The organism is Mitsuaria sp. CC2 (assembly GCF_048957715.1).
In the GTDB taxonomy this organism is placed as follows: domain Bacteria; phylum Pseudomonadota; class Gammaproteobacteria; order Burkholderiales; family Burkholderiaceae_C; genus Roseateles.
The window spans coordinates 308,874-331,089 of sequence record NZ_JARVXN010000011.1 but is presented as its reverse complement, the minus strand read 5'-3'; the positions used below and the strand labels follow the sequence as shown (position 1 = coordinate 331,089).

Annotated in this window: 18 protein-coding genes; 9 read left to right on the top strand and 9 right to left on the bottom strand. The window is 70.8% G+C overall.

From position 1 onward, the window contains the following. The first annotated feature begins 30 nt into the window (after positions 1-30). Positions 31-1,644, top strand: a complete 1,614-nt coding sequence (locus tag PV762_RS07345) for an HD domain-containing phosphohydrolase (protein WP_421034376.1) — start codon at positions 31-33, stop codon at positions 1,642-1,644. Here the strand turns inward: PV762_RS07345 and PV762_RS07340 are convergent. Next, positions 1,601-2,410, bottom strand: a complete 810-nt coding sequence (locus PV762_RS07340) for an alpha/beta fold hydrolase (RefSeq protein WP_421034375.1) — start codon at positions 2,408-2,410, stop codon at positions 1,601-1,603. The two genes, PV762_RS07345 and PV762_RS07340, sit on opposite strands and share 44 nt — an antisense overlap. A gap of 80 nt (positions 2,411-2,490) precedes the next feature. Here PV762_RS07340 and PV762_RS07335 point away from each other — a divergent pair, with 80 nt between their 5' ends. Beyond that, positions 2,491-2,949, top strand: a complete 459-nt coding sequence (locus PV762_RS07335) for a hypothetical protein (protein WP_421034374.1) — start codon at positions 2,491-2,493, stop codon at positions 2,947-2,949. Positions 2,950-3,218: 269 nt separating this feature from the next. Here PV762_RS07335 and PV762_RS07330 read toward each other — a convergent pair whose 3' ends face one another. The 3 genes from PV762_RS07330 to PV762_RS07320 form a co-directional block, all read right to left on the bottom strand. Next, complete coding sequence (locus tag PV762_RS07330) at positions 3,219-4,409, bottom strand: MFS transporter (protein ID WP_421034372.1); 1,191 nt, start codon at positions 4,407-4,409, stop codon at positions 3,219-3,221. Positions 4,410-4,419: 10 nt separating this feature from the next. Next, a complete protein-coding gene (locus PV762_RS07325; protein ID WP_421034371.1) occupies positions 4,420-6,300 on the bottom strand; it encodes a hybrid sensor histidine kinase/response regulator in 1,881 nt (626 codons plus the stop codon). 247 nt (positions 6,301-6,547) lie between these two features. Further along, on the bottom strand, positions 6,548-7,237 hold the full coding sequence (locus PV762_RS07320) for a response regulator (RefSeq protein ID WP_421034370.1): 690 nt from the start codon (positions 7,235-7,237) through the stop codon (positions 6,548-6,550). Positions 7,238-7,618: 381 nt separating this feature from the next. Between PV762_RS07320 and PV762_RS07315 the strand changes: the two genes are divergently transcribed. Next, positions 7,619-8,446, top strand: coding sequence for a MipA/OmpV family protein (locus PV762_RS07315; RefSeq protein WP_421034369.1), 828 nt, complete (start codon positions 7,619-7,621; stop codon positions 8,444-8,446). Positions 8,447-8,508: 62 nt separating this feature from the next. Then, entirely contained in the window at positions 8,509-9,672 is a 1,164-nt protein-coding gene (locus tag PV762_RS07310) for a sterol desaturase family protein (RefSeq protein WP_421034368.1), read from the top strand. A 27-nt stretch (positions 9,673-9,699) separates the two neighbouring features. Here the strand turns inward: PV762_RS07310 and PV762_RS07305 are convergent, their stop codons facing one another. From PV762_RS07305 to PV762_RS07290, 4 genes are all read right to left on the bottom strand, one after another. After that, entirely contained in the window at positions 9,700-10,821 is a 1,122-nt protein-coding gene (locus tag PV762_RS07305; RefSeq protein WP_421034367.1) for a DUF4126 family protein, read from the bottom strand. A 233-nt stretch (positions 10,822-11,054) separates the two neighbouring features. After that, positions 11,055-13,451: a TonB-dependent receptor plug domain-containing protein gene (locus tag PV762_RS07300; protein ID WP_421034366.1), complete on the bottom strand. Its 2,397-nt coding sequence runs from the start codon at positions 13,449-13,451 to the stop codon at positions 11,055-11,057. Between the two features lie 22 nt (positions 13,452-13,473). Then, the gene (locus tag PV762_RS07295; RefSeq protein WP_421034365.1) at positions 13,474-13,671 is read right to left on the bottom strand and encodes a hypothetical protein; all 198 of its coding nucleotides are present in this window, start codon (positions 13,669-13,671) and stop codon (positions 13,474-13,476) included. A 10-nt stretch (positions 13,672-13,681) separates the two neighbouring features. Next, positions 13,682-14,308 (bottom strand): GNAT family N-acetyltransferase, encoded by a 627-nt coding sequence (locus PV762_RS07290; RefSeq protein WP_421034364.1) that lies wholly within the window; start codon positions 14,306-14,308, stop codon positions 13,682-13,684. A gap of 97 nt (positions 14,309-14,405) precedes the next feature. On the opposite strand from PV762_RS07290, the gene PV762_RS07285 reads away from it, so the two are divergent. The 5 genes from PV762_RS07285 (at position 14,406) to PV762_RS07265 (ending at position 20,837) form a co-directional block, all read left to right on the top strand. After that, positions 14,406-14,855 (top strand): hypothetical protein, encoded by a 450-nt coding sequence (locus tag PV762_RS07285; RefSeq protein WP_421034363.1) that lies wholly within the window; start codon positions 14,406-14,408, stop codon positions 14,853-14,855. A gap of 117 nt (positions 14,856-14,972) precedes the next feature. After that, complete coding sequence (locus tag PV762_RS07280; protein ID WP_421034362.1) at positions 14,973-17,207, top strand: TonB-dependent receptor; 2,235 nt, start codon at positions 14,973-14,975, stop codon at positions 17,205-17,207. Next, entirely contained in the window at positions 17,207-18,088 is an 882-nt protein-coding gene (locus PV762_RS07275; RefSeq protein WP_421034361.1) for an ABC transporter ATP-binding protein, read from the top strand. Before PV762_RS07280 ends, PV762_RS07275 begins: the two co-directional genes overlap by 1 nt. Beyond that, positions 18,085-19,488, top strand: coding sequence for a DUF3526 domain-containing protein (locus PV762_RS07270; RefSeq protein ID WP_421034360.1), 1,404 nt, complete (start codon positions 18,085-18,087; stop codon positions 19,486-19,488). The genes PV762_RS07275 and PV762_RS07270 overlap by 4 nt, the downstream gene beginning before the upstream one ends. Further along, entirely contained in the window at positions 19,485-20,837 is a 1,353-nt protein-coding gene (locus PV762_RS07265) for a DUF3526 domain-containing protein (protein ID WP_421034359.1), read from the top strand. The genes PV762_RS07270 and PV762_RS07265 overlap by 4 nt, the downstream gene beginning before the upstream one ends. Here PV762_RS07265 and PV762_RS07260 read toward each other — a convergent pair. Then, positions 20,728-21,969, bottom strand: a complete 1,242-nt coding sequence (locus PV762_RS07260; protein ID WP_421034358.1) for an MFS transporter — start codon at positions 21,967-21,969, stop codon at positions 20,728-20,730. The two genes, PV762_RS07265 and PV762_RS07260, sit on opposite strands and share 110 nt — an antisense overlap. Between the last annotated feature and the right edge of the window lie 247 nt (positions 21,970-22,216).

The window sequence follows — 22,216 nt, the reverse complement described above, 5'->3', positions numbered from 1 at the left end:
CGGCGCGTTGGACTTTGCCCCTGGGACGCCGTGACTGAACCTTCGCCCTCCTCTTCCCCGCCCCTTCCGACTTCCCGCTCGACGGCACCCGCCGCGACGGCCACGACCACCGTAGCCGCCTCGGCCGCCGTCGCAGCGGGCTCGCGCGTGCCGGTGCTCGACGCCGTGCGCGCGTTGGCGTTCGTGGGCGACCTCAGCATGGGCCAGCCGGTCGACCATTCGACGCGGACCGGATGGCTCGCCACGCGCATCGCCGAGGCTGCGCGCGCCGAGGGCTTGGCGCCCGGCCGCGACGCGGATCAAGCGCCGGGGCACGCGGCCTGCGTCGCGCTGCTGCGATGGTCCGGCTGCACGGCCAACGCGCCGGAGATCGCCGCCGCGCTGGGCGACGACGTCGGCGGACGCGACGCGATGCTGTCCAACGGCTCGGCCGAGGAAGCCTCGGCCCTGGCCGGCACGCTCGGCGAGGCGGCGCTGATCCACTGCGAGGTCGCGGGCGAGATCGCCCGGCTGCTGGGCCTGCCCGGCAACATCGAGCGCGCGATGCGCCACCTCTTCGAGACCTGGGACGGTCACGGCAAGCCCGACGGCCTGAACAGCGACGAGGTGCCCGCCGTCGTCTTCCACGTGTCGCTGGCGGGAGACCTCGAGATCTTCTCGCGCGTGCACGGGCTGCCGGCGGCTCTGCGCTACATCGGCGAGCGCTCGGACGCGAAGTATCCGAAGGCGCTGGTGGACCTCGTGAGCAGGAACGCGCAGGCGTGGATGACAGCGCTGGACGCCGGAGCCCATGAGGACGGTTCGCACGATCTCGACGCGACCCTGGCGACGCTGGACACACCGCTAGAGCTGGTCGCCGACGTCATCGACCTCAAGCTGCCGTGGATGACGGGCCTGTCGCGGCGCGTGGCCGACGCGGCGCGCGAAGCGGGCGCGGTGCTCGGCTTCGACGCTGCCGCGCAGGAGCGACTCCATCGCGCAGGCCTGCTGCACGGCATCGGCCGCGCGTCGGTGCCCAACGCGCTCTGGAGCGAAGGCCGTCGGCTCGGCGAGGCTGACCGCGAGAAGCTCCGCCTGATGCCCTACTGGACCGGACGCGCCGCGCGACGCCTGAGCGCGCTGCACGCGGAAGCCGAGCTCGCGTCCTACGTCGACGAACGCATGGACGGCTCCGGATCCTTTCGAAGCGCAGCAGGCGCCGCGATCCCGATGCCCGCACGCGTGCTCGCAGCCGCCTCCGCGTGGGTGACCGTGCGAACCGGCCGCCCCGGCGCACCGGCGCTCGATACCGACGCGGCGCGCGCGGCCATGAGCGCGGAAGTGGCGGCAGGCCACCTCGACGCCGAAGCGGCTGAGGCCGTCTGCGGCGCCGAACGTCGCCGCGCGACAGCTCCGGCGTCCGCGCCCTCCTCCTCATCCGCCGCGCCCGTCCCGATCGTCACGCTCTCCGCGCGGGAGACCGAGGTGCTCGGCCGCATCGCCATCGGCGAAAGCAACAAGGAAGCCGCCAAAGTCCTCGGCATCAGCCCCGCCACCGTGCGGACCCACCTGGAAAGCGCGTTCCGCAAGCTCGAATGCAGCACGCGGGCCGCAGCAACGCTCAAGGCGATGACGATGGGGCTGTTGTCCCCAGCCAGTCTCTGACGGCTGCGATCACCTCGACAGGCTTGTCCTTGTGCGGCGAATGGCCGCATGCGGGAATCTCCAAGAGGCGCGTCTGCGGCACTTCGCGGGCGATGCCCCGGATCTGTTCGAGCGTGCCGTACTCGTCGTCGTCGCCCTGTATCGCCAGCAGCGGACAGGTGATCGCACGGATCTCCTCGACGATGGACCAGTCGCGGAACGCCGGATTCAGCCAGGTCCCGCTCCATCCGCCGAACGGCGAATCCGGATCGTCGTGGAATCGCGCCAGACGATCGCGCAGCGGACCCGCCTCGTAGATCTCAACGGTCTTGCGAATGCCGTCGAGCGACAGGTCCTCGACCACGATGTGCGGCGCAGCAACGACTGCCCCCGCGGTCGGCAATGTCGCCGCATGCAGCAGCGCGATGGAGCCGCCATCGCTGTGCCCGAACAGCCACGGCGGCGACGTCACGCCCAGTTTGGCGAGTACCGCGGGCAGCACCTCATGCGCCTGGCGATGCAGGTAGTCGACGCCCCAACGATCGTCCGGCGCGCGCATCGTCGAGCGCCCATACCCCGGCCGCGAGTACACGAGCCCGCGCATGCCGATGGCTTCGCACAAGCGAGTGGGGAAGTCGCGCCACATCGCGATGGATCCCAGGCCCTCGTGGAGGAAGACCATGACCGGCGCGTCGCTGATCGACTCGTTGACCCAGGTGTATTCGATGTCGGTGGCCCGCCCGCGCCAGTCGATGCGAAGCCGTTGCGTCGAAGTCGTGCTGTTCATGGGCACGCATCTTAGGCACGCGCGCCGGTACGAGCAGTCCCGTAGGCACCTTGCCTCCGGTCTGGAAAGACGAATCGGGCATGCGTGCCCGTGTGTTCGTGAAGGTGACCGCCACCGCCAAGGGCTGGTTCCGCATCCGCGAGGCTTTTGAGGACGAATCGCTGACCGGCCAGCCAGCTCGGCCCGTCTACGAGGGCGAAGGCTGGGTCAGCGGTCGCAAGCTCGTCGTGAAGTCGCAAGCCAATGTCGGGCGCACCCGACCCGATGCCAAGGCACCCGTCGCCGTGCAACTCAAGGATGGCCTTTTCTTCGATGGCAGCAGCACCATCGCCGCCGGGCGACTGGTCGACTGCAGCGGCAGCTGGGTGCAGGTCGATTACGAGGAATCGCGCTTCTCCGCCGAGATGCGGCCCTATCTGCAGATCGCTCCTGCGGCTCGCTCAGGGCAGCCCAAAGGCCGCTTCCGCGCCTGGCTGGATCAGATCTGCGGCATCCAGGAGACGACCTGCGACGGATCGTCGTCGATCGACACGCAGTAGTCCGCGCGGTCTGACCCCGACCGCAAAGCGCCGCCCCGAAAAGAAAAGGCCCCGGTCGTGAGACCGGGGCCGAAAGTTCGTCCGCCTGCAGAGGGAAAAGGCGGACCATGCGAGAGAGAAGCATGAACAACGGAAGCTCGAATTCCGTTGTCAGGATCAACTGTAGGGACGAGGGCGTGCCGTGGCACGAGGGCGACGACGCATCGTCGCCTCGGGGAACGCCCGATGCGCGTGTCGGGCGTTCGCCTACAGGAGCGCAGGCGGCGACGTCAGTCCGCGGCGGCAGGTGCCGCGGGACGAGCCGTGCCGCCCAGCGCGCGCTGGGCGCTGGCGGCCATGAACAGCGCGAAGAAGACGACGCAGGACAGCCCGGCCGTGAGCGAGGTGTGCTCCGCGATCATCCCGATCAGCGGCGGGCCGGCCATCATGCCGAGGTAGCCGAGCGACGAGACCGCCGCGATGCCGTGCGCGGCGCTGACGCCGGGCACCTTCGAAGCCGCGCTGAACAGCACCGGGACGACGTTGGACAAGCCCAGGCCGACCAGCGCGAAGCCCAGGAGACCCGCGGAGGCGACCGGCACCAGCAGCGCGGTCGCCATTCCGGCGGCCGCCATCAGTCCGCTCGCGAGCATCAACGGGACGGGCGCGACACGCGCCCGCACCCAGTCGCCGCCGAAACGCCCCAGCGCCATCGCCAGGCTGAAGCTCGCATAACCGAGCGCGGACAGGCTCGCGTCGCTGGCACGCTCCTGCTTCATGAAGAGCACGCTCCAGTCGTACATCGCGCCCTCGGCGATCAAGCCCAGCGCGGCCAGCGTGCCGATCAGCGCGAGCACGCCGCGCGGCAGGCTCAGCGGCTGCGATTCGCCGGCATCGGTCTTCATCTTCAGCATCGCGGCGCAGGCCCCGAGGATCAGCACCATGCCCGTCCCGCAGGCCACGATCAGGTGCGTCTGCGGCGTCCAGCCCAGCAGCGGCAGCAGGCTGCCGACGCCGGCACCGACCATGCCGCCCAGGCTGAACATCGCATGGAAGTTGCTCATCAGCGGCCGGGCGGCCTGGTGTTCGATCTCGGTGGCCTCGGCGTTGATGGCGACGTCGAAGAGACTGGCCGTCGCGCCGAAGAGCATCAGCAGAAGAACGAGCCCGAGGTACACGCTGGGCGCGATCAGCATCGATACGCCGGCCGCGCAGAGCACGCCCGTCAGCCCCGCCACGCCACGCGGACCGAACCGCGCCACGACACGACCGGCCTGCGTCAGCGCCAGCAGCGCGCCGACCCCGGAGGCCAGCATCGCAATCGCCAGCGACTGCTCACCCAGGCCGTAATGCGCCTTCACCGTCGGCACGTGCACACCCCAGGTCGCGAACAGGGCGCCCGAGACGAAGAACTGGATGCGCAGCGCCCAGGCCGCGGACGTCAGGCGGCGGGGCGTCAAGGGGTCGGAGATCGTGGTCATTGACTTCGGGTCAGGACACCATGCCGCGCAGGGCGTTGAAGAGCTTGCGCGGCTGCAGAGGTTTGAAGAGCACCGTGTGACCGCTCTCGGTGGCGCGGCGCAGTTCCTCGCGGCTGGTGTCGCCGGTGACGAGGATCGCCGGCACCTCCATGCGGCAGAGCTCCCGCACGGCACGGATCGCGGCAATGCCGTCCGGCCCGTCCCCCAGGTGCAGGTCCGACAGGATCAGGTCCGGCGGCTCGGCGCGCTTGCGCACCGCCTCGGCCGCCTCAGCCGCGGTCGCCGCGATGATGGACTCGTAGCCCCACTCCTCCAGCAGCAGCTGCAGGCCGATGCGGATCGGCTCCTCGTCGTCGATGACCAGTACGGAGCGCGGCTCCATCACCGGCATCGGGACGGTGTCGGCCGCCGTCGTGAACTCGGGGATCTCCGGCAGACCGCCCAGCGGGATGCTGAGCCGGAACATGGTCCCACGGCCCGGCCGCGACGCGACCATCAGCCGGTAGCCCAGCAGGTGCGCCAGGCGCTTGACGATGGCCAGGCCCATGCCGAGGCCCTGGGTGCGGCTGCGCTCGCTCTGGCCCACCTGGTAGAACTCCGCGAAGATGCGCGGGAGGTCGCTGGACTTGATGCCGATGCCGGTGTCCCAGACTTCGAGGTTGAGGTGGGTGGAGGTCGACCGCGCGACCACCACGACACCGCCCTCCTCCGTGTACTTGATCGCGTTCTGGATCAGGTTGCCCAGGATGCGCTCGAGCAACTGCGGATCGCTGGTGACGGACTTGCCGCCGGGTGAGAAGCGCAGCCCCAGTCCCGCCGCCTCCGCCTGCCCCGCGTAGTGCATGTGCAGACGCCGGAACAGGTCGCGCAGGGTGAAGTGCTGGAGGTTGGGCTCGACCGTACCGGCGTCCAGCCGGGAGATGTCGAGCATCGCGTTGAAGGACCGTTCCAGCCCCTCGATCGAGCGCATGACGTTGCGGATCAGCGGCTCTTCCTCGGTGCCCTGCAGGCGTCGCTCCAGGCTCGCGGCGAAGAGCCCGAGCGCATGCACGGGCTGGCGCAGGTCGTGGCTGGCGATGGCGAGGAAACGGCTTTTTTCCTGGTCGGCTCGGATCGCGCCGTCGCGGTCCTGTTCGAGCGTGCTGACCTGCAGGTCCTGCTCCATCAGCAGGCGCTTGGCGCGCTGCCAGCGATGGTGTTCGAGCAGGGCCAGACCGCCGACCACCGCCGCGGCGAGGAACCACACCGGGCCCGCACCGGCGCGCGCGCTCGGATCAAAGAGCCGCGCCAGGCCTTCGGAGGCCGGCAGCACCGCGATCACCGCGGCCCAGCGTCCCATGGGCGCGAGCAGGACGCCGACGACCGCCGCGGTGGCCGCCAGCAGCGGGCCGGTGAGCAGGCCGCGCGCGCCCGGCGATTCGGCCAGCCACGGATGCAGGCTGAGCAGCCCGAGGCAGCCCGCCGCCTGCAGGAAGAGGAGTCGCCGTCCCTCGCGGTCGGAGAACGCCATGCGGCTGCTGTCGCTCCGGGACCCGCGTCGCGAGAGGGTTCTCGCGGTGAAGACGCACCCCACGGCCAGCGCGATCACGCCGAAGACCCAGACCACCAGCCCCGTGCCCGGCACGCCGCGCAGCAGCGCGGAGACCAGCGGCACGGCGACCGCCGTCAGCAGCCAGGGCCAGTGGCTCCAGGCCTCGTCGAAACCGGCGTCCTGCAAGCGGCGCGCGATCGCGCGGCGCTCGCGGCGACGGCCTTCCTGGACGGCCTCGTCGTTCTCCGCGACGGCACCGGCAACCGCCACGAAAAGGCTGGGTTTGGGGGGACGCCGGGAGCGCTTCGGACGTACGCCCAGGCTCTCGGCCGGCGACGGCGCGTGCGCTGATGCACCCATCGGGGCTTCCGCCGATGGGGGGCGGGGAGGCGCGGCCGAGGACGTGTCGGAAGATGCACCAGAAGACGTCCCAGAAGACGCACCAGGGGGCGTTCCCGTGGGCGTTCCAGAAACGGCGCTCGCCGGCACGTCAGGGACGTCCGGCGAGTCGATGAAGAGTTCGGTCGGGGGGAAGGTGGTGTCGGGGGCGGGCTCGCCCCCCTGTTGAGCGCCCCGAGGATCGCCCCGATGGACCGCGGCCACCGCGTCAGCGGAAGAGGCTGATCATGTGCGAGCGCGACTTGACGTCCAGCGCGAGCAGCAGCGAGGAGACGTAGTTCTTCACCGTGCCCAGCGACAGCTGCGTCGAGTTGCTGATCTCCTGGTTGCTGCATCCGGACAGCACCAGCTCGAGGATCTCCAGGTGGCGCGGGCCGAGTTCGGCCACACGGTCGTACATCGCCGAGGACGGGAAGCGCGGGAACAGCGTGCCCGACTGCGACTGCCGATGGCGCTGGCCCTCGGCCAGCAGCGCGCGCAGCGTGCTGCGCATCTCGGCCATCATCGCGCCCTTGGGCAGGTAGCCGACGGCGCCCAGCGCGCGCGCCTGGCGGACGACGAATTCATCCTGCGTGCCGCTGAAGACGACGACGCGGGCCTCGGGATAGGCCTCCATGAACTGCCGCAGCCCTTGCAGGCCCTTGCAGTCCCCCAGGTTGAGGTCGAGCAGCACGGCATCCACCGCCCCGCCCTGCGCGTACGCCAGCAGACCTTCCTGCAGCGACGCCGCCTCCACCCACTCGATGTCGATCTCGTCCAGCGACTGGTACAGGGTGCGGATCCCCGCCCTCACCAGTTCGTGGTCGTCGACCAGCAGCACCCGGCGCTTGACCGCCGGCAACGCATAGCCACCACTCCCAGCCGCCTCGAACGTACGGGCAACGGACACTGCTTCCATAGGGCCTCCCTTTTTCGACTGACCGATGGGTCTCCGGCACGGTCGTCGTCACCCTTTACTGCACGCCGGAGAAGCTCTGCATGATAGGCCGATGGTCACTTGCGTCGCCCCCTCTTCAGGGGGAACCCTGAGGGGTGAAGCCCGAAACACTTGTGACGACATGTTGCCGATGTAAGTCGTCAACGTTGTCATTCCCCTCCCTATCTATCGCGCGAATTGCGGCGGGGCTATCCCCCATGAGGTGGGATCTGCAAACGTACTCTGCACGGACACGCCGCAGTCAGGCAAGACGGCGCTGGACGGGAACCGAAGCGACGACAGCCTCCAGCAAGGTCTGGTCGCCGCCCGCTCCCTAGAATTCCGTCCAACTTCCGAGACCCAATGCGCCGCCTTCTCCGTCCTCTCGTCCTGCCGATCGCGCCGATGCTGTGTGTCGGTCTGGCGGCGGGCCCCGTGTCCGGTCCGGCGATGGCGGCGGGCAGCCTGGTGCTGATGGACGCGCCGCCGGCTGAGACGAGCTGGTCCGGCGGGCTGTCCACCCGCAGCTGGCCCTCCGCGCCCGGCAGCCGCGCCCGGAGCAACGACCTGCTGCCGGCCGTCGAAGTGCTGACACCCGAAGGCGGTTTCGTCTCCACGGATCTCGGCGTCGGCTGGAACCTCGTGCCCTGGGTGGCCGATGCGGACACGGCCAGGACCTGGCAGGCGGGCGCGCGGCTGTGGCCCGAGTTCGGACGACCCTCGCGGGTCACCCCCAAGGGCGTCGACCGGCTCGGCTCGCGCGTCACGACGGAGGCCTTCGCGAATGTGCAGGCGACTTCGTGGCTGATGCTGCAGTCGGGCTTCTCCTGGGGCAGCGGCCGCCGTCATGACGGCGAGTTGCTCGAGCTCGGCCTGACCTCGGGCCTCCCGTTGGGCGACGAGCTCATCGCCGTCACGCTGGGCGCCACCGCCGCCAACGGCGCGCACCTGCGCAGCAGCTATGGCATCGGGCCGGGCGAGTCCCGCGCCAGCGGCCTGCCGGCCTGGCGCCCGCGCGCCGGGATGATGGACTGGAGCGTGGCGCTCAGCGGCGAGCACAAGTTCTCCGGGCACTGGTCGGTCAGCGGCCAGTGGCTGGACGCGCGGCTGGTCGGGGACGCGTCGCGCTCGCCGCTGACCACCTCCCGGACACAGCAGACCTTCAGCGCCAGTCTCTGGTATCGCTTCTGAGGCCAGTCCTGCCCCCTCCCCCCGCCGTCCCCCCCGCCTTCCCGCCTTCCCGCCTTCCCGCCATGCATCGCGTCCTGCTCATCGCCGTCCCGCTGTTCGGACTCCTGATCGCCTTCGAATGGCTGTGGGGGCGGCTGAAGGGGCGCGACACCTACCGGCTCTCCGACTCGATCAGCAGCCTGAGCCAGGGCCTGATGAGCCTGGCGGTGGCTGCGGTGACGCCGCTGTTCCAGAACGGCATGTACGCCTGGCTGCAGCCGCACCTGGCGCTGCTGCCGGCCTCGGTCTGGGACGGCTGGTGGGGCTGGGCCGCGGCCATCGTCGTGTACGACTTCTGCGACTACTGGCTGCATCGCGCCAGCCATGAGAGCGCCCTCTTCTGGGCGGCGCACACGGTCCACCATCAGAGCGAGCATTTCAACCTCACGACCGCCCTGCGCCAGGAGAGCTTCTACGCGCTCATGGGCTGGCCGTTCTTCCTCCCGATGGCGCTGCTGGGCCTGCCGCTGGAGCAGTACGTGATGGCCGGGCTGCTCGTGCTGCTGTACCAGTTCTGGATCCACACCGAGCACATCGGCCGGCTCGGCTGGCTGGACCGCGTCTTCTCGACACCGTCCAACCACCGCGTCCACCATGCGGTGAATCCGGGCTACCTGGACAAGAACTACGGCGCGGTGCTCGTGGTCTGGGACCGGATGTTCGGGACCTTCGCCGAAGAGACCGAACCCTGCGTCTACGGGACGGTCAAGGCACTGCACAGCTGGAATCCGATCCGCGCGGTGGGGCAGTTCTATGGTGAGCTCTTCCACCGCGTGCGGGCCACGCCGCGCTGGGCGGACCGGATCCGGGTGCTGTTCAAGTCGCCCGGCTGGGCGTCGCCGGGAAGCTCGGCGGCGGCCGAGCCGGACGGCGAGCGGCTACGCCAGCCGCGCTTCGATCCCCTGGTGAGCCGGCTGGACCGCTGGCGCGCGGTCAGCCTGCTCGCGATGACGGGCGCGGCGTCGGCGGTGTGGCTCGATGCGAGCGACGACATGAGCGAAGGCCGCAACCTGCTCGCGGCGGCGGTGATCGTCGCCGGGCTCTATGCGGCGGGCGCCCTGCTTGCGAGAGGCACGGACCAGGCAGGCGATCGAGAGGACCGCCGCCGCCACTTTCGCGACTGGGGCCTCTACCTCGGCGCGATGGCGCTCTGCGCCGCGATGGTGGCCGTGCTGATCCGGCGTTGATCGGGCGTTGATCCGATGGCCGGCCGCTCAGCTGTGCGGCCATCCCAGCACCGAGAGCGCATCGTTGTAGGAATCGGTGGCGTTTGACGGCGTGGCCGCGGCGTCCGCCGCGTTGCTCCCCAGCTGAGCCAGACACACCATCGTCGCGCCGCCGAAGGCGATGAAGTCCTCGACCGCCGCGACCGGGAAGTCGTGGCCGAGTGCGTCGGACAGCTTCTCGCGCAAGGTGTAGCCCGCATAGGTGGCCACGACCGCGCCCATCGCGCCGGCGAAGGCCGCGGGCCATGAACGGCCGCCCGCCAGCGCCGCGCCCGAGATCGCCCCGCTGACCGCGCGCGCCGCGAGCCCCGGCGGATCGGTGCGATCGGGCGTCGCAGGCAGCTTGTCGACGATGAGTTCGCCGATCGCCATCGGGGTGGTGACCGCCACGGCGTGGGTCGAGCCCAGGAAGGCCAGCGGCGAGTCCTTGACGTCGATCCAGCCGCACTTCGCGGCCCAGCTGGCGACGGTCAGCGGCGCGCTGGTCCGCGGCCCGGCGGTGCTGCCGAGCAGGAAGGCGAGCAACAGCGTACGGCGTGAATCGGCCGGCTTGACGGCGACGACGGGCACGCCCTGCGCCTTCGCTTCCCGCACGAGCTGCGCGCCCGTGCGCACGTCGCCGAAGAAGCGACGGAAGAAGCGTCGCGCCGATTCGGTGAACGCGCCGTATACCAGGTGCGAGACATACGAATATGGATGCGACTGCAGCGGCGCCCGAGTGATCGGATCGCCGAGACGGAAGGCGGGCACCAGCGTCTCGTCGACGACGGTCGCCGCGGCCACGCCGAAGACCGTGCCGCATCCCGCGGTGACGCGCGGTTGCAGCTCGGCGGCCGCGCCGTACAGACCGCCGACCAGCGAGCCCATCCCGTAGTGGACGGCTTCGCCGGCCGCGGGACGGCGCTTGCGGGGCAGGCGACGGCCCGTGAGCTTGGCGACGCGCTCGGCGGCCCGTTCGGTCGAGGGCATGCCGCGCACGCCGGAGGTGATGCCGACCCGCTCCAGACCTGCCTGGAAGGCCGTCATCGCGGCGGCGCCGATCAGGCCGCCGAGCAGTCCGGAAGCGGTGCCGACGCAGAGGTCGCGCGGCGGGCGGGGGTCGATGTCCATGGGCGTTCCCGTCAAGATCGGAGTGGAACCGCTTGCATGGCAAGGGTCGTTCCTCCCAGGATGACGGGGTTGAGATGGGGGAGGAAATTCACGATCGACCTCATGACCACCTACCACCGCCTCGCCAACAGCTTCCGGAACGTGCCGAGGGCGGGTCGTTGAAGCGGACGCCGCACCAGCCTTGAGCCCCTCTCCCGCAGTGCGGGAGAGGGAGTCATCCCGGCGGTGGCGCATTACCAGCGATATCCCGCTTTCGCGTAGTACTGACGGCCGTTCGCGCCGAATGGCGAGAATTGGTTGTAGGCCAGGATCCCTCCGACGGCATTCGGCGTGATCACGCGATCGGGGTAGCGGTTGGTGAGGTTGTCGACGCCGGCGCTCCAGGACCAGGCGCCCTGCTCCCACCCTGCCGACAGGTCGAGCAGCCACGCCGGCCCGAAGGTCTGGTCGTTGGCCGCGATGGACTGCCGGATCACGAAGCTGCCGTAGCGGCTCGCCGCCGCGCGAGCGATCCACGGTCCCCAGCGGTGCTCGGCACCGAGCACCAGCTTGTCCTTGGGCGATCCGATCGTGGCGCGCGCCAGCGAGACGCGGTCGATCAGCTCCAGGCTGTTGGCGGTCAGGATCGCCGGGTTGTCGTCGACATGCCGGATCGAATTCCTGTTGTGGTTGTACGCGACCGTGTACTGGCCGCGGCCCGCGCCGCCCCAGTCCTGCTGCCAGGTGCTCACGACGTCGACGCCGCGCGTGCGCGTGTCCAGCGCATTGGTGAAGTAGCGCCCCGCGCTGACCAGCACGCCCTGCGCCGCCAGCTGGTTGCGAAGCGCGACCGGCAAGGTCAGGTTGGCCGACAGCAGGATGCGGTCGTCGATGTCGATCTGATAGACGTCGACCGTCGTCTGCCACTGCGCCAGTGGCTGCAGCAACAGGCCGAGGCTCACGTTCCGCGACTTCTCCGCCTTGAGCGGCTTCGCGCCGAGCGCCGCCGCGGGAGCGGACTCGACCGGGAAGGTGCCGGCGTCGACCAGCGCGCCGTTGATCAGGTTGGTCGACGTGGTGGCGAAGTACTGCTGCGCCAGCGAAGGCGCTCGGAAGCCCGTGGACACCGTGCCGCGCAACGCGACGGCCGGCGACCAGACGTAGCGGCCGGACAGCTTCGCGGAGGTCGCGTTGCCGAAGTCGTTGTAGTGTTCGGCCCGCAGCGCGGCGGAGGCGCTGAGAGCCTTCGTCACCTGGCCTTCGAGGCTGGCATAGGCCGCCACGTCGCGACGCGAATGCGCGCCGGCGTTGCTCGGCTGGAAACCGGGGAAACCGGAGGCGCCGCCGGCCTGATAGGACGCGGGCTCGCCGGCGTCGATCTCATATCGCTCACGGCGCGCCTCGGCGCCAAGCGCCAGCGTCCACGGCGCGGCGAGACCGAGGTCGACTTCGCGCGACAGGTCGAGGTTCAGCACCGTCTGCTGGTTGCTGAGCCGGCCGGCGTCGAAGCGCGTCGGGCTCGCGTTGCCGAGCGAGTAATTGGCCGTGTTGGCCACGGCGATGTCGAAGCGGTTGCGGCCGTGGTTGACACTCGCATCCCAGGACCAGCCGGCGACTTCACCGCGCACGCCGGCGACGATGCCGGTGTCGACCGTGCTGCTGTCCTGCAGCGGCAGGAAACCCTCCGGATACAGCCCGGCGACGTTGTTGGCCACGGCGGTCGCACGGGTGCGCCAGAACGCGGCGGACACCGTGTCGCGATGGCTCAGCGTGGCGACGGCATAGGCCTGCAAGCTGCCGGTCAGCGTGATCTCCGCGTTGATCACGGCGGACTGCTGGTGGCTGTCCGGATCGCCCAGACGGTTGTTGACCTGGCCGAAACGCGGCTCCGTGGCCGGGTCGCGCGTGTCGACGCCGGCGCGGTTGGTGCGCTGCTGATGGCGGTTCTCGAGCGCGAAGCGTACCCAGCCATCCTGGCCGAGCGCGAATCCGGCGCTGGCCGCCTCGGTGTGGCGGAAGCCGTCGCCCGAATCGGTCTGGCCGACCTCGGCATTGACGCTGCCGCCCTTGGCGCCCTTCTTCAGCACGATGTTGATCACGCCGGCGATCGCGTCGGAGCCGTACTGCGCGGCGGCGCCGTCGCGCAGCACCTCGACGCGTTCAATGGCGGCGAAGGGGATGGTGTTCAGGTCCACCGGTGCGGAGCCGCGGCCCTGCGTGCCGTTGATGTTGACGACGGCGGTGGTGTGCCGGCGCTTGCCGTCGATCAGCACGAGGGTCTGGTCCGGCGACAGCCCGCGCAACTGGGCGGGCCGCACGGCATCGGACGCGTCCGTCAGCGACGGCCGCGGGAAGTTCAGCGAGGGCAGCAACTGCCCGAGCGCCGTCGCGAGTTCGGAGGTCCCCGTACGTTGCAGATCGGCGACGCTGAGCACGTCGACCGGCGATTCGGACTCCGCAACTGTCCGGTTCACGCGACGCGTGCCGGTGACGACGACCTGTTGGAGCTGATCACCGGAGGCGGCGACCGACGATGCTGCCGATTGCGGTTGAGCCTGGACGGCGGGTGCGAGGCTGGCGATGGCAGCGAGCGCGACAGCACTCAGCGGGATTCCGGAGTTCAACGGCCGGAAGGACGAACGAAGGGACATGGGGGCTTTCGGGAGTCATCAGTCACGACAACCCCATAGCCTGCGGGCGTCGGCGTGCCCAGCCAACGAAGCGCACCGCACAAGCAAATGCGAAGGAAAAACTTCCCGGCTCTTCGGTGCCCTCCAGCTTCAACTCGCGACCGAGAACAGCACGCACACGACGATGAGTGTCGCGATCGTCGCCGAAGAGAGGCAGGAGGATGGTCAGCGTCGCGAACATGCCCCGCGCGTCACGTCGCCGGCCGCTGGGTCTCGCCCCAGTGCGGATTGATGAGCGCGAAGGTCTCGTGATCGCGCCACGCGCCGTCGATGAACAGGTAGCGCGGGCTGAAGCCCTCGCGTTGGAAGCCCAGGCGCTCCAGCACCCGACGGCTGCGCTCGTTCTCCGGCCTCACCGACGCCTGCAGGCGATGCAGCGACACCGATGCGCCGAAGACCTCGTCGATCAGGTGCTTCAGCGCCTCCTGCATCAGTCCGCCGCCGACGCACCCCGCGTCGAGGCTGTAGCCCAGCATCGCGCTCTGGAACACGCCCCGCACGACATCCGACACTGCGCACACGCCGATCAGCCGATCCGGCGCTTCGGACAGCGACAGCCAGTAGCGCCAGATCGTCCCGGCGCCGAAGGCGACGTCCTCGCGGGCGAGCCGCGCCCGCGTGACCTCGAGCGCCCAATGATTGGCCGGGCGCGTCGGATCCCAGCGGGCGAAATGCGCCAGGTTGCGCGACTGGAAGTCGATCGCCGCTGCGGCGAGCGCGGGCGCGGAGGCCCGCATCAGCAGGCGTGCGGTGCGCAGCAGCTTGGGCGGGGAGCCGGGGCGGCGTTCAGCCGGACGGTCGACACGGGGAGAAGACATGCCCCGACTGTCGCATGACCTTCGCATGACCAACGGGTGCGTCACGAACACCGGTGCACAATGCCGCCCGCGCGTTTCATCGCCCTCCTCTGCCGTCATGCCTCGTTTCAACCGGTCCCTCACGCTGTGGACGTTCGCCCTGCTGGTGGCGAGCGTGCTGCTGGCGTGGCCGTTGCACGAAGCCCGGCATGCGAGCCAGGCCGTCGCCGAACTCGTCGGCGCCTCAAGCGCCTCAAGCGCCTCCGCTGACGGCGTCACCGCCACCGTCGTCGGGGCTTCCGTCGATGTCGACGCCGCCTTGATCGCCAACGCATTCGCGTTCGCCGACCACAGCGAGGCCGATGGTCTCGATGGCGGCAACGGCGAGGTCAAGGGCGGCGGATGCGCCTGGTGCCTGTTCCATGCGCAGCTCTTCGCCGCGTCGGACACGCCGCTCGCCTTCAGCTTCCATGCGGAAGCCTCTCCCCCGCCGCTCGCGCCGACCTGTGGACTGCCCACCGGTCGCTGCGTGCTGGCCGCGCATCCTCGAGGGCCACCCCGGGCCTAGGTTCCCGTCCGCTCCGGACACCTGACCTCTCCACGTCTGCACGACCTCATCCGCACCTCCGGTGCCGGGTGACGGCCGCGCTGCGTGTCGACCTTCTCCAATTCCCCGGGCTCTCCCATGTCTTCGAACCGATCCACGTCCTCCACCTCCACCTCCACCTCCATTTCCTTCCCCTTCGCGCCGACTCCGCTGGCCCTCCTCCTCTCGCTGGCCTTCGCGGTCGACCTGGCCCATGCCCAGGCCGTCATGCCCACGCCGGCTTCCGACGTTCCCGCCGACGCGCAACCCCTGCGACGCGTCGAGGTCTCCGGCAAGTCCGCCTCGACGGTCCGCCAGCCCGGCGACCGCAACGAGCTGAGCCTCAAGCCGACCGCCCTGCCCGGCGCCGTCCAGCACCTGAGCGACGAGGACATCGCCGCGACCAACATCGGCCGCGACATCTCCAACGTCTTCCGCCGCGTCCCCGGCGTCCTGGCCAACAACATCGACCAGGGCGAGACGGGCAACGGCTTGCGCATGCGCGGCTTCGCCACGCAGGGCACGCACGGCGCGGACACCGCCGTCTACGTCGACGGCGTGCCGCAGAACATCCCGTCCAGCCAGGGCGGCGCCGGCCACGGCCCGGTGTTCCTCGAATGGCTGGTCGGCGACCTGATCGGCGGCATCGACGTCGTCAAGGGACCGATCTCCGCGCTCTACGGCGACCAGAACCGCGCCGGCGCGGTGGACATCCGCACCCGCGACGGCGGTGCCGCGACGCCGTCCAGCCTGGGCGTCAGCGTCGAGCGCTACGGCCTGCGGCGCGCCACCCTCGTACTCTCCAACACCTTCGGCGGCACCTCCGACAGCGCTTCCGACAGCGCTTCCGGCGGCGGCTCTCCTGGCGCTGTCCTGGGCGGCCTGCCGAAGATCGATTCGCTCCTCGTCGCCGACCTCTACCGCAACGACGGCTATCGCCGCGACTCCCGCACCGACCGCGACACCTTCTTCTGGAAGCTCGGCACGCGCATTGGCGACGCCCGCTACAGCCTGCGCGTCACCCGCTACGTCGCCGACTTCGCCGCCGCCGGCTATCTCCTGCTGCCGGACCTCGAGAAAGGCCTCGATCCTCGCTCGACGCAGGCCAACAATCCGGGCTTCGGCAACGCGCGCCGCAGCTCGCTGGTCCTGAACCGCGCGCCCGCCGAGGGCGACGCCGGCTGGTACGGGACCGCCTACGCCGAACGCTTCGACCGCACACGCGGCATCACCTCCAACACTACGACGCACACGGTCGGCGTCGACCATCGCAACATCTTCGGCGGACGCCTGCTGCAGAACGTCCGACTCGGCGAGGACGCCGCGATCGCGGTCGGCGCCGAAGCACGTGTGGATCGCGGGGACGCGTCGCGCCGGATCTTCGTCAACCGCGCGCCGACGGCCAACTACGTCAACGCGCAAGACCTGGACCTGCTCACCTACGGCGTCTTCGCGCAGGCGCAGTGGCGCCCCGTCCGCGACCTCAAGCTGAGCGCGGGTGCGCGTTACGACCGCTTCGACTACGACATCGACAACCTGAAGCTGCCGGCGGCCACGACCGGCTATCGCAAGGGCGTGCTGACGCCCAAGCTGGGCGCGTCCTGGTCGGTGCTGCCGTCGCTGGAGCTGTTCGCCAACGTCGCGCAGGGCATGCGCTCGCCGGCGGCAGAGCAGATCAGCAGCAGCGGCGCGACCGGTCCGCTGGGAGCGTCCGGCGGCGTGATCAGCCCCGTGGCGCCAAGCAAGGTGCGCTCCTACGACGCCGGCTTCACCACCGCGCCGCTGGTCGGCTGGACCGTGTCCGGCACCGCGTACTACATCCAGAACGACGACGAGATCACCGGCCAGCCCGACGGCTCGTTCAAGTCGGTCGGCGACACGACGCGCAAGGGCGTCGAACTGGAGACGCGCTGGCAGCTCGCGGCGTCCACCAGCGTCTACGCCAGCCTTGGCCGCATCCTTGAAGCCAAGGTGAACAACCCCGCCGCCAACACCGGCGCGAAGCTGTCGGTGCCCGGCCGCCAGTTCAAGGGCGGCGTGCAGCACCGCTTCGCGCTCGGCGCCGGCCGGATGACGCTGAACGCCGATGCCTACTACCTCTCCGGCATCCCCTACTACGTCGGCACGCCCGCCACCCAGGAGCGCGAGATGCCGGTCTACACGCGCTACGACCTGCGCGCGACCTACGACTGGGCGTCCATGCAGGCGACGCTGTACGCGGTGATCCAGCCGCACCGCCACGGCACCGAGATCGCCTACGGCAGCGCCGCCGGCCTGATGCTCTCGCCGGTGCCGCGCAGCACCGTCGGCGCAACGCTGAAGGTGTTCTTCTGATGGGCGCCGCTCCCTCGCCGGACACGGCGCTCCCGCTCGATGTCACCCGGTCGACGGCGGCCGACCCGGTGCTCGAGGCCCGGCGCCTCGTCGTGCGGCGCGGCGCGCGCGTCACGCTCGACGCCCTCGACCTGCGCGTCCCGCCGGGCTGCGTCTACGCGCTGCTCGGCGGAAACGGCGCCGGCAAGACCACCACGCTGAACGCGCTGCTCGGCTTCGTGCCGGCGTCGAGCGGCCAGGCGCTGGTCGACGGCATCGACGCGACGCGCGATCCGCAGGCCGCTCGCGCCCGGATCGCCTACCTGCCGGAGAACGTCGCCCTCTACCCCTACCTCAGCGGCATCGAGAACCTGCAGTACTTCTGCACGCTCTCCGGGCTGCGGATCGACTTCGGACGCGCCTGCCAGCTGCTCGCCGCGTCCGGCCTGGCCGAAGCGGCGCATTCGCAGCGCGTCGGCGGGTATTCGAAGGGCATGCGGCAGAAGGTCGGCCTCGCCATCGCGAGGGCGCGGCGGGCACGCGCGATGCTGCTCGACGAACCGACCTCCGGCCTCGACCCCGCGGCGGCCAACGAGTTTGCGCGCGGCGTGCTCGACGCCCGCGACGCGGGACTGGCCATCCTGATGGCGACCCACGACCTGTTCAACGCGCTGCAGGTCGCGGACCGCATCGGCATCCTGCGCGAAGGTCGCCTGGTCGCGGCGTTCGACGCCCACGGCGTCGCCCACGAGGAGCTGGAGCGCATCTACCTGGAACATGCGCGCGGCGGGATCAGCGAGATGCACGGAACCGTCGGAACTGTCGGAACCGGCCAGATCGGCGACGGCCACAGCGGCCACAGCGGCCACAGCGGCAGCCCCTTCGAGGAGCCTTTGCCATGATGGCCGCCCTCGTGAGGACGGAGCTGCGCGCGCAGTTGCGGGACGGCCGGCTGTGGGTCCTGGGCATCGCCCTGGTGCTGCTGTTCGCCGCGATGCTCGTGCTCGCGCATCAGCGGCACGAGAGCGCCGAGCGGGAACGGCGGGAGGTCGAGGCCGCGTCCCGGGCGCAGTGGGAACACCAGGGCGACAAGCACCCGCACCGCGGCGCGCACTTCGGGCTGTATGCGTTCAAGCCGGCGTCGCCTCTGGCCGCGGTGGAGCCTGGCGTCGATGCGCAGGCGGGACAGGCGCTGTGGCTGGAGCCTCACAAGCGCAACATGGCGATGTTCTCGCCGGCGGCGGACGCCGCGCCGACGATCGGCCTGGGCGAGCTGACGCCGGCCTTCGTGCTGGGCGCGCTGGTGCCCTTGCTGATCGTGGTGCTCGGCCACGGCGCGGTCACCCGTGAGCGTGAGACCGGCACGCTGCGCATGCTGCAGGCCTGCGGTCTGCGCGTGCGGCCTTTGCTCTTCGGAAAATGGCTGGCGCTGTGCGCCGCCCTGTCGCTGGTCCTGCTGCCCGCGCTGGCGCTGGCCGCAGGGCTCGTGATCGACGCCAGCGTGGCGATCGAGGCGCTCATTTTCTGCGCCGCGTTGCTCATTGCCGTCGCCGTCTGGTCCGCGGTGACGGTGAGTGTCTCGGCGTTCTGCCGCAACTCCCGCGCCGCGCTCCTGACGCTGACCGGCCTCTGGGTCGTCGCGGTGTTCATCGTGCCGAGGTTGGCGGCCACGGCGGTCGAGCGTCTCGTGCCCCTGCCGACGGGTCAGGCCTTCTGGTCGGCCATCGCGCGCGACATCGAGCAGGGGCTGCCGGGCGAGGGCGATGCGAAGGAGCGCCTGAAAGCATTTGATGCCGGACTGCTCGCCGAGCATCGCGTGACCCGGCTCGACGACCTGCCGCTCGGCGCGAACGCGGCGCGCCGCCTGTTCCGCGACGCCTACGCGGCCCGCGTGCACGCGCTGCACTTCGACGCGTTGTGGGATGCGCAGTCTCGGCAGCAGGCGCTGCTGCGAGCCCTGACCGCGATCAGCCCCTACGCGTCGATGCGCGCGGTGGGCGGTGCGCTCGCGGGGACCGACCTCGCGCATCGCCGGCATTTCGAGGACGCGGCCGAACAGTACCGCCGGACCTTCACCACGCGCATGGACGAATGGGACCGCGACGCCACGCGCGGCCTCACGTCCTTCGAAAGCCGTTATGCAGGCGATGCGCAGTGGCGTGCGGTTCCGCCGTGGACCTACGAGCCGCCCGGTTGGCGGTTCGCCTTGCACGCGGCCTGGCCCGACCTCCAGCTGCTGGCGCTGTGGCTGGCGGCGGCCATGGGCGGCCTCTGGTTCAGCGCAAGGCGGGTGGTCCCATGACTGTCTTTCCCGACATCGACACCTGGCGCGCCGAAGGACTGCGGCTGCGACGCCAGCCGTTCGCATGGATCTCGCTGGGCGCCCTGCTGGTGGCGCTCCTGACCGGCGCCTTGTCTGCGGGGTTCGAGGCCCGCGAGTGGCGGCAGGCCGCCGCGGCGGACGACGCGCGGCGTTCAGCGCTGGTCGACGCCGCGGTCGCTCAGTTCCGCGCCCTGTCGCCCGGTCCCGCCGCCGCGCAGGCGAGCTACCAGCTCGGCCGCGGCGAACTCGGCGCGACGCGCATGCCGGTCGAAGGCGGACTCGCGTTCGGCATCGACCGGCTGCGCGTGCTGCCGACGCAACTCAAGGCGACGCTCGACAGCTGTCATGTGGACGCCCGCCCTCCCGGCGCGCTGCGCAATCCGCTGCTCGTCGACAGCGTCCTGCCCGGCGTCCCGGCGATGGTGGCGCTGCTGCTGCCGCTGGTCGCACTGGCGCTGTGCGCCGGCCTGCTGCAGGAGGAACGCGAACAAGGCCGTCTCGGCCTGCTTCGCGTGCAGGCGCGCCGCGGCGTGCCGAGGGTGATCGTGGCGGCGCTGGGTTGGCGTTTCCTCGCGTTATGGATGGTGGCGATGCTGGCCACGCTGCCGGCGTTGCTGCTCGATCCTGGCGCCTCGGCCGCTGCGGGCGGGCACTGGGCGCTCGCGCTCGCGGCCTTCTGCGGCGCATGGGTGCTGCTGGGCGGGTCGCTCTCGGCGCTGCCCCTGTCCGGCCCCGCCGCCATGCTCGCCGCGCTGGGCCTGTGGCTCATGCTGACCTTCGTCGTCCCTGCCGGGCTGCTCTGGGGAGCCCAGCGCGAGACGCCGATGCCGTCGCGTCTGGCGGCGATCGTGCAGATCCGCGACGCGCAGCAGGACAGCGAGACCCACGAGGACGCGCTCGCCCGCGACTGGTACGCACGGCATCCGACGGTTCCCGCCCAGTTGCCGGCGGTGTGGCCTGCGAGCTTCGTCCCGCGCGTGCTGGCGCAGGACCGCGTGCTGAGACCACTGATGCGAGGCTTCGACGACGCGCGGCTGCGGCAGACCCGCTTCGTCGAGCGCTGGTCGTGGTGGTCGCCGGGACTGGCGCTGACCTTGACGGGCGAGCGCCTCGCGGGCACCGACGCGGCCAGCCATGTCCGCTACCTGCGCGAGGTCGACGCCTTCGAGGATCGCTGGCGGGACGCCCTCGTCCCGCACGTGATGGACCGGGGCGGGATCAGCGCGGAGGGGCTGGCGGCGTTGCCGTCGTTCCGGACGCCGCCGCGTGCTTCGGCGGGATCCACCTCCCCAGCAGCGTCGCCGCCAGCATCGCCAGCAAGCCGGTGACCGCGATGCCGCCGGCCAGCGAGGCCGTCGCCACCAGCGCCGACAGCAGCGCGGGGCCGCAGGATCCGCCGACGTCGGACAGGAAGCGCCACACCGCGAGGAAGTAGGCGCGGCCGTGGCGCGGCGCGTGGTCGGCGCCCAGCGTCATGATCAGGCCCGAGCCGATGCCGTTGCCGAAGCCGATCGCCGTCGCGGCGATCAGCAGGGTCGTGAAGCCGACGGTGAACGGCATCGCCAGCAGCGCCAGGCCGATGATCGCCATCGACGGCACCGCGACCCAGCGGCGGCCCTTCAGGTCCATCACGCGGCCGGCCGGGTAGAACAGCAGCATCTCGATGCCGCCGGAGATGCCGTAGATGAGCGAGGTCACCGCCGGCGCGAGCAGCAGGTGGTCCGCCCACAACGGGATCACCGCCTGCCGCGACGCGCGCACCGCGCTGACCAGCAGCACGCCCAGGCCCAGCGTCAGGAAGACCCGGCGGTGGTCGGCCACGATGGACTTCAGCGAGACCGGCGTCGGTGCGGCCGCGCCGGCGGGGTGCGGCGGCGCCTCCAGGTCCGGCAGCCGCGCGCCGATGGCCGCCGCGGCCAGAACGCCCGCGATGCCGACGCCGAACGCCGCCTGCAGCCCGAAGGCGTGCACGGCGGCCGCCGACAGGAACGGCCCGATGAACATCCCGATCCGCATCACCCCGCCCAGCGTGGACAGCGCCCGCGCCCGGTAAGCGGCCGGCACGGCCTCGGTGAGGTAGCTCTGGCGCGCCAGGTTGTAGACGGCCTGGGACATGCCCACCATGAAGCAGCCGATGCCCAGCGCCAGCACGCCGGGCAGCAGCACGCACAGCGCCATGCCCAGCGCGCTCCACACGCCGGCGGCCACGATGGCCCAGCGCTCGCCCCAACGCATCGTGATCACCGAGGCGGGGATGTTGTTCAGCAGCGAGCCCAGCCCGATCAGCGTCACCACGAAGGCCGCCATCGATACCGACGATCCCTGTTCCCGCGCCATCAGCGGCACGATCGGCAGGATCGCGCCCTCGCCCAGGCCGAACAGCAGCGACGGCCCGAAGGCGGACACGGCGATCCGGCGGAACGAGAACTCGGCATCAGACGTTGCGGAAGGTGTCGACATCGGGCGGGGATCGGACTGGGATCGGACGGAGGCGTACTGGAAAAAGCGGCCATGACGATAAGCGAGGTCCGTACCAGCAGGCGGCGCTCTTCGCCCGCAGCCCCCATTTCAAGCCTCCTCCGCCCTTGCCGGGACCGCCGGTCCGCCCGGACATCGCACCGGTCCTCACGCCGCGACAGCAGGGCCCACCCCCACCCGTTCACCGCCATCTCCGCTTTCAAGCCGTTTCAATCGCATACCTCGAAAT

Excerpts from the sequence above, each read along its gene's own strand:
- PV762_RS07270 (WP_421034360.1), top strand. The coding sequence starts at position 18,085 with ATGATGGCCGCCCTCGTGAGGACGGAGCTGCGCGCGCAGTTGCGGGAC.
- PV762_RS07275 (WP_421034361.1), top strand. The coding sequence starts at position 17,207 with ATGGGCGCCGCTCCCTCGCCGGACACGGCGCTCCCGCTCGATGTCACC.
- PV762_RS07325 (WP_421034371.1), bottom strand. The coding sequence starts at position 6,300 with ATGGGTGCATCAGCGCACGCGCCGTCGCCGGCCGAGAGCCTGGGCGTA.
- PV762_RS07330 (WP_421034372.1), bottom strand. The coding sequence starts at position 4,409 with ATGACCACGATCTCCGACCCCTTGACGCCCCGCCGCCTGACGTCCGCG.
- PV762_RS07285 (WP_421034363.1), top strand. The coding sequence starts at position 14,406 with ATGCCTCGTTTCAACCGGTCCCTCACGCTGTGGACGTTCGCCCTGCTG.
- PV762_RS07295 (WP_421034365.1), bottom strand. The coding sequence starts at position 13,671 with ATGTTCGCGACGCTGACCATCCTCCTGCCTCTCTTCGGCGACGATCGC.
- PV762_RS07335 (WP_421034374.1), top strand. The coding sequence starts at position 2,491 with ATGCGTGCCCGTGTGTTCGTGAAGGTGACCGCCACCGCCAAGGGCTGG.
- PV762_RS07300 (WP_421034366.1), bottom strand. The coding sequence starts at position 13,451 with ATGTCCCTTCGTTCGTCCTTCCGGCCGTTGAACTCCGGAATCCCGCTG.
- PV762_RS07310 (WP_421034368.1), top strand. The coding sequence starts at position 8,509 with ATGCATCGCGTCCTGCTCATCGCCGTCCCGCTGTTCGGACTCCTGATC.
- PV762_RS07290 (WP_421034364.1), bottom strand. The coding sequence starts at position 14,308 with ATGTCTTCTCCCCGTGTCGACCGTCCGGCTGAACGCCGCCCCGGCTCC.
- PV762_RS07320 (WP_421034370.1), bottom strand. The coding sequence starts at position 7,237 with ATGGAAGCAGTGTCCGTTGCCCGTACGTTCGAGGCGGCTGGGAGTGGT.
- PV762_RS07265 (WP_421034359.1), top strand. The coding sequence starts at position 19,485 with ATGACTGTCTTTCCCGACATCGACACCTGGCGCGCCGAAGGACTGCGG.
- PV762_RS07340 (WP_421034375.1), bottom strand. The coding sequence starts at position 2,410 with ATGAACAGCACGACTTCGACGCAACGGCTTCGCATCGACTGGCGCGGG.
- PV762_RS07305 (WP_421034367.1), bottom strand. The coding sequence starts at position 10,821 with ATGGACATCGACCCCCGCCCGCCGCGCGACCTCTGCGTCGGCACCGCT.
- PV762_RS07260 (WP_421034358.1), bottom strand. The coding sequence starts at position 21,969 with ATGTCGACACCTTCCGCAACGTCTGATGCCGAGTTCTCGTTCCGCCGG.
- PV762_RS07315 (WP_421034369.1), top strand. The coding sequence starts at position 7,619 with ATGCGCCGCCTTCTCCGTCCTCTCGTCCTGCCGATCGCGCCGATGCTG.
- PV762_RS07280 (WP_421034362.1), top strand. The coding sequence starts at position 14,973 with ATGTCTTCGAACCGATCCACGTCCTCCACCTCCACCTCCACCTCCATT.